The organism is Mangrovibacter plantisponsor, assembly GCF_003182475.1.
GTDB classification, from domain to species: Bacteria; Pseudomonadota; Gammaproteobacteria; order Enterobacterales; family Enterobacteriaceae; genus Mangrovibacter; species Mangrovibacter plantisponsor.
In genome coordinates this window covers 88291-95199 of record NZ_QGTS01000017.1, presented here as the reverse complement: position 1 = coordinate 95199, position 6909 = coordinate 88291, and the positions used below count along the sequence as shown (strand labels likewise).

Annotated in this window: 4 protein-coding genes; 3 read left to right on the top strand and 1 reads right to left on the bottom strand. The window is 49.9% G+C overall.

All coding sequences use genetic code 11. The annotated features are described in order from the left end of the window. Positions 1 to 495 precede the first annotated feature (495 nt). From hmsP to DES37_RS21805, 3 genes are all read left to right on the top strand, one after another. A complete protein-coding gene (gene hmsP, locus DES37_RS21815; protein ID WP_036114402.1) occupies positions 496 to 2496 on the top strand; it encodes a biofilm formation regulator HmsP in 2001 nt (666 codons plus the stop codon). 268 nt (positions 2497 to 2764) lie between these two features. Next, positions 2765 to 4051 (top strand): dicarboxylate/amino acid:cation symporter, encoded by a 1287-nt coding sequence (locus DES37_RS21810; protein WP_036114379.1) that lies wholly within the window; start codon positions 2765 to 2767, stop codon positions 4049 to 4051. 183 nt (positions 4052 to 4234) lie between these two features. Then, complete coding sequence (locus DES37_RS21805; RefSeq protein WP_110027872.1) at positions 4235 to 5734, top strand: M16 family metallopeptidase; 1500 nt, start codon at positions 4235 to 4237, stop codon at positions 5732 to 5734. 107 nt (positions 5735 to 5841) lie between these two features. On the opposite strand, the gene kdgK is transcribed toward DES37_RS21805, so the two are convergent. Next, positions 5842 to 6774, bottom strand: a complete 933-nt coding sequence (gene kdgK, locus DES37_RS21800; protein WP_036114374.1) for a 2-dehydro-3-deoxygluconokinase — start codon at positions 6772 to 6774, stop codon at positions 5842 to 5844. Positions 6775 to 6909: the final 135 nt, after the last annotated feature.

Genomic DNA, 6909 nt, shown 5'->3' with positions numbered 1-6909 from the left:
AGACAAGGTTATTCCGCCCGGACGGCGGAATAAGGCGAACCGAGGCATGGATGCCGAGTCGAGCCGGCCGCAGGCTGACTGCCCGGAGGTGAACGAAGTGCGCAGCACCGGTCGCCCGCGAAAACGGGGATTGCAAAGGGGGCGAGCCCCCTTTAGCCCGTTCACAGGCTGTGAAGCCACATTAACCACATCACGTCAGGTGAACGGAAACAACCACACTGCAGGTGAACGGAAACAACCACACTGCAGGTGAACGGAACTTTCACCACACTGACACAGTGAAAAGTGAACGGAAACAACTACACTTTAAGTGAACGGAACTTTCGCCACACTAGCATCAGTGCAAAGTGAACAACACCATTCCCCCCACTTTTCAGACTCAAACTCACCGAATACCCCTAAATCATCCGCCAGGAAGTAATAAAAAGTCACAACAATGCAGTATAATCGGCAGGCTAAATGAGAATAATCAGGTGGGAAAAATAAAGCGTGAATTTGCGAGTTAGCCGGTCATTAACAATAAAACAAATGGCGATGGTGGCAAGCGTTGCCATATTTTTTATTGCTGTTTTTACGCTTGTCTTACTGTTCCATCTGGTACAGCAGCACCGGCATGATACTGTTATGCAAATGGAAAATATTGCCAGGTCTGTGCGCCAGCCATTGTCTGGGGCTATTCTCAGAGCAGATATTCCCGAGGCTGAGTCAATTCTTAAACATATAACTCCGTCTGGCATTATCAGCCGTGCCGATGTGGTATTACCTAATCGTTTTCAGGCATTAAGGGTAGTATTTCAGCCAGAAAAACCGGTACCTCTTTGGGTTGCCCGTGTTTTCGAATTGCCCGCACAAATTTCGCTGCCACTTTATTCGCTGGAACGCCCTGCAAACCCACAGCCTCTGGCCTATCTGGTAATACAGTCCGATTCCTGGCGAATGTATCGTTACATCATCAGCGTTATTTCAACACTGGTTACGACATTTTTGCTCTTGTCTCTGATGATGTCTGTCGCGGTGACCTGGTGTATTAACCGCCTGGTGGTGCACCCATTAAGGGATATCGCCAGTTCACTGGCCTCTGCTGCCGAATCTGAAGCGATAGAACATCAGTTGCCTGTACCTGCACTACACGCTGACGATGAAATCGGGTTGTTGGTTAAAACTTATAACCGTAACCAAACCCGGATAATACAACTCCATGAACATATGCACCGGCTTAGCACGCGTTTCCCGGTGAGCGAATTACCCAATAAAGACCTCTTTCTGGCGCTGCTGGAAAATGTAATGAGCGAATCTCGGCCGTGTTTTATTCTGGCTGTTTCCTGCCAGACACTGCAGGATTCTGATGGCGTATTGCATGAAGCCCAGCGAGAAGCGTTGTTGCTTATGCTGGTGGATAAACTTCGTAATGCGCTGGGGCAGCACGCCTTTCTTGCACAAATTAATGCCACGGATTTTGTTGCCCTGGTTCAGGGAGTGGATAAACCCTGGGTTGCGATGACATTAAGTAACCAGGTGCTGAACGCGCTGGGTGATTCGCTCAATCTCGGCCCCTTGCAGTTACGGCCTTCTGCCAGCATTGGTATTGCCATGCAAAAAGAAGGTGAGGATGACGCGCAGTTATTTTTCCAGCGAGCGGTGTCTGCCAGCCAAAGTGCGCGCCGTGCCGGGAAAAATCAGGTGGAGTTTTATGAACCCGGGCAGCACGCCATTGCGTTACAACGCCTGACTGAGGAAAACGATATTCTCAAGGCGATGGAAAACCGGCAGTTTGCTATTTGGCTACAACCCCAGGTTGATATGCGTACCGGGGCTGTGCTGAGTGCGGAAGTCTTGTTGCGGATGCGCCAGCCTGATGGTAGCTGGGATTTACCCGAAGGCCTGATTGAGCGTATTGAAGCCTGTGGCCTGATGGTTAAAGTGGGGCGCTGGGTCATGGAGGAATCTCTGGCTCTGCTTGCACAATGGCAAAACCGTGGGGTTAATTTGCCATTGAGTGTGAATCTTTCCGCATTGCAATTGCTCGACAGCAATATGATCCCCAATATGTTGTCTTTGCTGCGTCACTACAAAATCCAGCCCGGCACTCTGATTCTTGAAATAACGGAAAGCCGCCGTATTGATGACCCGCAAGAAGCGGTAAATATTCTGCGTCCGCTGCATGATGCCGGGCTTCAGATTGCGCTGGATGATTTCGGTATGGGCTATGCCAGCCTGAATCATTTACATCACATTAAAGCTGTGCCTATTGATATCCTGAAAATTGACAAAGGATTTGTGAGCAGTTTGCCTGACGACAGCAACATGGTGTCCGTTATTCTCTCTCTGGCGAAGACGCTGGGTTTGAAAATCGTGGCTGAAGGTGTGGAAACGGAAATCCAGCGCAAGTGGCTGGAAGACGCAGGTGTTGCAGTAGGGCAAGGGTTCCTGTTTGGTAAAGCTGTTACTCCTGAGGTATTTTCCCGCGACTATCTGCCTGCTAACGACGCCCGCTAATTACTCTGCCTTGATTTCGCTGCCGGTTATTCCGGCGGCCTGGTGTTCTTCTGGTAATAATGGCCTTCCTGGCGCCTTCCTGTCTTTCTTCTGCCTGGTTTCTTACTGCTGAAAATGTGCAGCAGGCCCTTATGTAACTATTGTTATTGCAATTGCGTTCTTGTCTTGTTGAATGTGTGATGCGTGTTAGTTTTTAAAATGTTTCTTAGATGTTAATTTCCCGGTCAGTTTTCCATCCGTCATGCGGATTATATTTCAAGGACACCTTATGAAAACCTCGTTGTTCAAAAGCCTCTATTTTCAGGTCCTGGCCGCAATAGCCGTCGGGGTTATTCTGGGACACTTCTGGCCTGATCTGGGTGCGCAGATGAAACCTTTTGGTGATGCTTTTGTTAAATTAATCAAAATGATCATTGCCCCAGTCATCTTTTGTACTGTTGTTACAGGTATTGCCGGGATGGAAAGTATGAAATCCGTAGGCCGTACCGGCGCAGTGGCTTTGCTCTATTTTGAAGTGGTCAGTACCGTTGCATTAATCATCGGTCTGGTGGTGGTGAATATATTGCAGCCTGGTGCAGGTATGAATGTTGACCCGGCCACGCTGGATGCCAGTGCTGTTGCAGCCTGGACACAACAGGCAGAAAAAACCGGTGTAGTTCCTTTCTTACTGGATGTTATTCCCCACAGTGTGATTGGCGCATTCGCCAGCGGCAATATTTTGCAGGTGTTATTATTTTCTGTGCTGTTTGGTTTTGCTTTGCATCGCCTGGGGCAAAAAGGCCAGTTAATTTTTAATGTGATTGAAAGTTTCTCTGGTGTCATTTTTGGCATTATCAATATGATTATGCGCCTGGCACCGATTGGTGCATTTGGGGCAATGGCATTTACTATTGGTAAATACGGTGTCGGGTCACTGTTGCAATTAGGGCAGTTGATTATCTGTTTTTATATCACTTGCCTGCTGTTTGTGTTTTTGGTTCTGGGAAGTATTGCTCGTTATACCGGGTTCAGCATCTTTAAATTTATCCGTTATATCAAAGAAGAACTGTTGATTGTTCTTGGTACGTCATCCTCTGAATCAGCATTGCCACGTATGCTGGATAAAATGGAAAAACTGGGATGCCGTAAATCTGTCGTCGGTCTGGTTATTCCTACCGGGTATTCCTTTAACCTCGATGGCACGGCTATTTACCTGACAATGGCAGCGGTATTTATCGCCCAGGCAACGAACAGCCATATGGATATTATGCACCAGATTACATTACTGGTTGTGTTGCTGTTGTCATCTAAAGGCGCAGCCGGTGTAACCGGTAGTGGCTTTATTGTTCTGGCCGCCACCATTTCAGCGGTGGGGCACTTACCCGTTGCAGGCCTGGCATTAATTTTGGGCATTGACCGTTTTATGTCGGAAGCCCGTGCACTGACCAACCTGGTTGGTAACGGCGTGGCAACCATTTTTGTTGCCAAACAAGTGAACGAACTGGATGAAAAACAACTCGTTGATGTGCTCTCTGGCGCAGCGAGTGATAAAAAATCCCAAAAAATTCCTTCCTGACCGGCTTAATTCCCCGCGGTGACTTGCCCTTGCCGCGGGCTCTTGCGCATAATTGGCTTTTAATTTCACATTATTGCGTGACGTTTGGCCTTTTTTGCTGTCTAAGCAACATGCCTGAACGTTATGTCTGGATGGCACAGGCCATCAGTGTTTTTTTACCAGGAATGTTGAGCAGGGGTATACATGCAGGGCAACAGAATTCGACTTTTAGCCAGTGGGGTGTTGATGCTGACAGCCTCTGGTTTTGCGCAGGCGGATGCACTACAGCCCGATCCCGCATGGCAGGAAGGGAAGCTGCCTAATGGCCTGAAATGGCAAATTCTTCAAACTCCGCAGCGCCCCAGTGACCGCATTGAGATTCGCCTGTCAGTAAACACAGGTTCTCTGGCAGAAACCGCTCAGCAGAGTGGTTTCACTGCATTTATTCCGCGTATTGCGCTGACGCAGAGCGGCAGCCTGCCAGCACTTCAGGCCCGGTCTTTATGGCAGCAAAGTATTGATCCGAATCGTCCCGCGCCCCCCGCGTTGGTGTCGTATAACTTTACTATGTACGACATGAGCCTGCCGAATAACCGTGACGATTTGTTGAAAGAAGCGTTGTCCTGGCTGGCTGATGCCAGCGGTAAACTGGCGATTACACAGGAAAGTATTGATAAAGCGCTGTCGACAGAAGATATGGTGAAAACCTGGCCGGCTAACCCGCAGGACGCATGGTGGCGCTACCGCTTGCAGGGCTCTGCAATGCTGGCTCATGCTCCCGGCGCCTCGCTGGCGCAACCTGTTGATATGGCCGCGTTAAAGGCTTTTTACGCAAAATGGTACACCCCAGATGCCATGACACTGATAATTGTCGGCAATATTGACAGCCGCGGTGTGTCTGAGCAAATTGCCAAAATTTTTGGCCCTCTCACTGGCAAACGTACGGCACCGGTTACGCTCCCGACATTACAACCGCTGAAGTCTGATGCCGTAAGCCTGATAAGTAACCACCTGCAGCAAGACCGGCTTTCTGTCATGTGGGATACCCCCTGGGAACCTATTCGTGATTCGGCGGCGCTGCTCCATTACTGGCGTGCTGACCTGGCCCGTGAAGCGCTTTTCTGGCATGTTCAGCAGGCCATGGAAAAGCGTAAAGTGAAAGATACAGGCCTTGGCTTTGACTGCCGTGTGCTCTATCAACGCGCCCAGTGCGGGCTTAATCTGGACTCACCGGGTGCCACGCTGGATAAAAACATGGCGCTTTTGAGTGAAGAGCTGGCGAACGTCCGGGAAAAAGGGTTACCACAAGAAAGTGTGGATGCGCTAATAGAACAGAAACGCAAAGAGTTGCAAACGTTGTTTGCCACCTACGCCCGTACTGATACCGGGGTGCTGATGAATCAGCGGCTTCGTTCACTGCAAAACCAGGTGGTGGATATTGCGCCTGAGCAGTATCAAAAACTGCGCGAAGATTTTCTGGGGTCAGTGACTATTGCTGAAATTAATCAGGAACTGCACCAGATGCTCTCACAGGGTACGGCACTGGTATTGTTGCAGCCGCAGGGTGAGGCTGAGGTTAACCCGAAAACGCTACGCGAAATCTGGGGGAAGCATATGCCAGTTGACGTCCCTGCTTCGCCTGTAGCTCCAGATGCGCCAGAAACACCGGCGGCATCCGGCGCGGGCAATACATCGGGGAAGTGAACCAGCTTTAACAGCAAAGTTCAGGCAAGAAAGACGTGCTGCAGAGAACGGCTGGAAAGGCAAAATATAGAAATACTCTCCCGGAGGCCCGGGAGAGTACGCCGGAATCAGTCAGGCATTGCTTCGCGAGGGATAATCGCTCCGCGGTACTGAATAACCGTACTGGCTGTCAGGTGGCCGCGTTTTGCTGCATCTTCTGCACTGGCTCCGGTGAGGCGAACCGCCAGGTAGCCTGCGCTGAAGGAGTCGCCTGCTGCAGTGGTATCAACCACTTTGTCTTTGGGGAGTTTCACGGCCGGAACATTAATTGTTGCCTGCCCCTGAATAGCCACCAGGCAACTGTCGGCACCACGTTTAATCACAACTTCACGTACACCAGCCGCCTGAGTGCGGTGAATCACTTCCTCTACAGGTTTTTCACCCCATAAAGCGTCTTCATCGTCCAGAGTCAGGAAGGCAATGTCTGTACAGGTCAGCATTTGGTGATAAACCTGCTGAGTCTCTTCTTTGCTGCGCCACAAACGTGGGCGATAGTTATTATCAAAAATAACTTTCCCACCGTTTTCACGGCACTGGCGTAACAGGTTCAGCAATTTTTCACGGCTTTCCGGGCTAAGGATTGCAAGACTGATACCGCTCAGGTACAGGTAGTCGAACTGTGCCAGTTGCTGGCAAATGGTATCTGCCTGGTCGCTCTCCAGCCAGTAACGGGCTGCGGCTTCGTTGCGCCAGTAGTAAAATGTACGCTCGCCAGTGTCATCGGTTTCGATGTAATAAAGCCCTGGCAGGCGGTTTTCCATTTGTTGTATCAGACTCGTTTGTACATTTTCCTGCTGCCATGCATTCAGCATTTGCTGACTGAAGCTGTCTGTACCCAGAGCAGTGATGTAGTGTACTGACAACGCAGACTCATCAACCTGACGGGCAATATAAACAGACGTGTTCAGGGTGTCGCCGCCAAAACCGCGATGAACATCTGCGCCTTTTTGCGACAACTCAATCATACATTCGCCAATAACGGCAATTTTTGGGGTCGGCATAATTCTGGAACCTGATTGGAGGGACTGCCTTTAGTGTGCGGCCCGATTGAAAATCAGTCAAACGTTTTAAAACGACGTTTCGATAAAAATTTGACATCGCACAGTATTGGGGCTACCGCGCATGCGTGCCCTGCG

What these genes read in the sequence shown, in the direction of transcription:
- DES37_RS21810 (WP_036114379.1), top strand. Translation starts at nt 2,765, where the DNA reads ATGAAAACCTCGTTGTTCAAAAGCCTCTATTTTCAGGTCCTGGCCGCA.
- DES37_RS21805 (WP_110027872.1), top strand. Translation starts at nt 4,235, where the DNA reads ATGCAGGGCAACAGAATTCGACTTTTAGCCAGTGGGGTGTTGATGCTG.
- kdgK (WP_036114374.1), bottom strand. Translation starts at nt 6,774, where the DNA reads ATGCCGACCCCAAAAATTGCCGTTATTGGCGAATGTATGATTGAGTTG.